The 3202-nt window shown below is 71.3% G+C and carries 3 protein-coding genes and 1 pseudogene; 2 read left to right on the forward strand and 2 right to left on the reverse strand.

Annotation, left to right across the window (positions count from 1 at the left end):
- Positions 1 to 17: 17 nt before the first annotated feature.
- Entirely contained in the window at positions 18 to 482 is a 465-nt protein-coding gene (locus AA75_RS06240) for a hypothetical protein (RefSeq protein WP_368666546.1), read from the reverse strand.
- An 11-nt stretch (positions 483 to 493) separates the two neighbouring features.
- Here AA75_RS06240 and AA75_RS06245 point away from each other — a divergent pair.
- Positions 494 to 1111 (forward strand): annotated as a pseudogene (locus AA75_RS06245) (IS5 family transposase); the annotation flags it as partial.
- A 155-nt stretch (positions 1112 to 1266) separates the two neighbouring features.
- On the forward strand, positions 1267 to 2001 hold the full coding sequence (locus AA75_RS06250) for an enoyl-CoA hydratase/isomerase family protein (protein WP_033818772.1): 735 nt from the start codon (positions 1267 to 1269) through the stop codon (positions 1999 to 2001).
- 206 nt (positions 2002 to 2207) lie between these two features.
- On the opposite strand, the gene AA75_RS06255 is transcribed toward AA75_RS06250, so the two are convergent.
- A complete protein-coding gene (locus tag AA75_RS06255; RefSeq protein WP_033818770.1) occupies positions 2208 to 3143 on the reverse strand; it encodes an NADP-dependent oxidoreductase in 936 nt (311 codons plus the stop codon).
- Positions 3144 to 3202 lie beyond the last annotated feature (59 nt).

The following is a 3202-nucleotide window of genomic DNA, read 5'->3' on the forward strand; positions in this document are numbered from 1 at the left end:
CTTGGTGCGGTCCACGATCACCGCCCGCCCGCCCGCCCGCGCGAGCCTGGCCGGCCCGCCAGGCGGCCGTGGGCCAGCACGTTGAACACCGCGGCCTTCATCGCAACGGACTTGCCAGCGCCGAGTTCGCCCAGGAACGCCATCGACGCGCTCGCGTCCGTACGCGGCCCGCGGGCCGGGTCGACCAGAACGGGCCGGGCGCCGCCGGAGGCGAGCTGCAGGCCGAACAGGGCTCCGCGCTCATCACCGAGCTGAGAGCCGCACCAGGGCATCGCCATCGCGAAGTCCCGCGCGAGCAGGATCTGGGCGTAGCCGAGCATCACCCGCGGGGTCCGGCAGCCGGGTGGCATCGCCTGCCACAGTGCGGTCTGCTCCCCGACCGGCCGGGCGAAGGTGTACTCGGTGGCGCGGAAGTCGGAGGCCAGGGCGGCGGCCCGGTCCTGCGCGTCGTCAGAGGGTGTTCGATAGGGGAATCCCGCCAACTGTCCGGCCGGTCTACGCCTACTTCGCCCGCTGGCAGAAGGAGGGAGTGTTCGAGCAGCTCAACGGACTTCTCCGACGCCTGGTCCGCGCCGCCGAAGGCCGCGATCCGGAGCCGACGGCGTGCATCATCGACTCCCAGAGCGTGAAGACCTCCACGAACGTTCCCGCCGCCACGCAGGGTGTCGACGTCGGGAAGAGGATCGTCGGCAGGAAACGCAGCATCGTCACCGACACCATCGGCTTGCTGCTCGTGGTGCTGGTCACCGCCGCGAGCGTGCAGGACGGCACCGCTGGTCAGCAGCTGCTGTCCGCGGTCGCGGCCAAGCACCCCGCGATCAGCAAGGCCTGGGCCGACCTGGGCTACAAGAACGCCGTAGTCGAACACGGAGCCGCGGTGGGCATCGACGTCGAAATTGTCCGCCGCGATCCCACCACCAGGGGCTTCGTCGTCCAGCCCCGGCGCTGGGTCGTCGAGCGGACCGTCGGCCGGCTCATGCACCACAGGCGCCTCGCCCGCGACTGCGAGGCGCTGCCGGCCCGCTCCGAAGCCATGATCCACGTCGCGATGATCTGCCTCATGACCCGTCGGCTCACCGGTGAGAGCACCCCGACCTGGCGCGGAGCATGAACCTCGGAGTCAGGGATGAAACGCCCGGTTAGGCCGAACGCGCTGAGCGGAAGGCCCCGGGGAGGCCCTCGGACCATGATGACTGACAGTGCGGGCGGAATGCGGCGGTACCGCCTTCGCCTCCCGCAACGAATCTAGGGAAAGGCGTGCTGGTCATGGGTAACTGGACCGTTGAGACCCGCAACAAGATCGCGGGATTGACGTTCAGCCGACTGCCGGACAACCAGATGGACCTGGACTCCCTGAGCGAGCTGGCCGGCCTCCTGGAGGAGATCGCCCGGCGCACGGACGACATCAGCGTCGTGCTGCTCAAGAGCGGGATCGACGGCATCTTCATCAAGCACGCGGACCTGGAGATCCTGCGACGGGCGGCGGCCGGCACCCTGAGTGCCGAGGACGGGAAGGCCTGGCCACGTGCGCTTGGACTGCTGGAGTCGATTCCGCAGCCGGTCATCGCAACGATCGACGGCCAAGCATGGGGCGGTGGCCTGGAGACCGCCCTGGCGTCCACGCTGCGGATCGCTTCGGCCCGTTCCCATTTCTCCCAACCCGAGATCCGCTTCGGCATCATTCCCGGCGGCGGTGGAACCCAGCGGCTGCCGCGTCTGATCGGCAAGGGACCGGCTGCGGACCTGATCCTCACCGGCCGCGTGATCGGTGCCGACGAGGCCCACCGCCTGGGCATCGTCAACGTCGTTCTGCCCACCGAGGGCTTCGCCCAGCTTGCCGAGGATTGGGCCACCCAGCTCACCCGCAACCCCGCCCCGGCCCTGTTCGCCGCCAAGCGGGCCGTGCTCGACGGCCTCGCCCTTCCCCTGGACGATGGCCTCGCCCTCGAACGTGACCTGTTCCAGCAGACCGTCCCCACCAGCGTGTTCGCTCACCTCTGACCTGCTGCGACTTCAGGGCGGATCATCCGTCCGGTCGGGTGGAGCACGGTCGGCCCGGTCGCGGTGCCACCGGCGCAGAAGCCCCGGAGACCGGGACGGCCGCCTGCAACGTGGCGGTCCGCCGCGGGCGGCGTTGTGTCTGGCCCCGCCGCCGACCCGGGCCCGGCAGGGTGCGCCTCCCGGGCCGACCGGCGCCCGAACGGTGCTCAGGCGGAGATGCTGAGCACCGTCCGCCCCCGGGCCCGGCCGCGCTCCACCTCGGCGAGCGCGTCCGCGGCGCGCTCCAGCGGGAGGACCGTCCGGACGACGGGCCGCAGTTCGCCGGAGGTCACCAGCTCGGCGATCCTGGCGAGCTGGGCGCCGTCCGGGCGCATCATGAAGGCGTTCGCCTCGACGCCCCAGCGGGCCTTCTTGGCCTCGGCGTCCTGGATGAAGACGATCGACACCAGGGTGCCGCCCGGCTTGAGCAGCGGGAAGGACCGGTCCTGGGTCTCGCCGCCGACGGTGTCGAGGACCACGTCGACCGGCTCGACGACCTCGTCGAACTTCTCGTTGCGGTAGTCGATCACCTGGTCTGCGCCCAGCGACCGGGCCAGCTCGATGCTGTCCGGGCTGACGGTGGTGACCACCTCGGCGCCGAGGTGCTTGGCGATCTGGACGGCTGCGGCCCCCACCCCGCCCGCACCGGCGTGGATCAGCACCCGCTGCCCGGCCAGCAGGCGGCTCTGCTCGGTCAGGGCCTGCCAGGCCGTCAGCGCGACCAGCGGCAGCGAGGCGGCCTCCTCGAAGGACATGGCGGCGGGCTTGGCCGCCACCAGCGACTCGTCCACGGCCACGTACTCGGCGAAGGCCGCGCCGACCCGCGGGTCGACCCGTGCGAAGACCTCGTCGCCCACCGCGAAACCGGTGACCGTGTCGCCGACCGCGGCGACCACCCCGGCGACCTCGTTGCCGAGCACCCGGGGCTCGGAGAGGCCCTCGGGCTGCATGAAGCCCTTGACGATCAGGTGGTCGATCGGGTTGACCCCGGCGGCCCGGGCCTCGATCAGGACGTCACGGGGGCCGACCGCAGGAGCGGGGACCTCGTCGAGCGTCACGACGTCGGTGACGGGGCCGTAGGTGTGGATGGTCACTGCCTTCATGGTGCGTTCCTTGCGTGTGCGTGTGCGGCTGGGGATCGGAGGGGGAGGGATGCGGTGGG

Source organism: Kitasatospora sp. MBT63 (assembly GCF_000710465.2).
Lineage (GTDB): Bacteria > Actinomycetota > Actinomycetes > Streptomycetales > Streptomycetaceae > Kitasatospora.

Coding starts and splice junctions, on each gene's coding strand:
- AA75_RS06255 (WP_033818770.1), bottom strand. CDS start 3,143: ATGAAGGCAGTGACCATCCACACCTACGGCCCCGTCACCGACGTCGTG.
- AA75_RS06250 (WP_033818772.1), top strand. CDS start 1,267: ATGGGTAACTGGACCGTTGAGACCCGCAACAAGATCGCGGGATTGACG.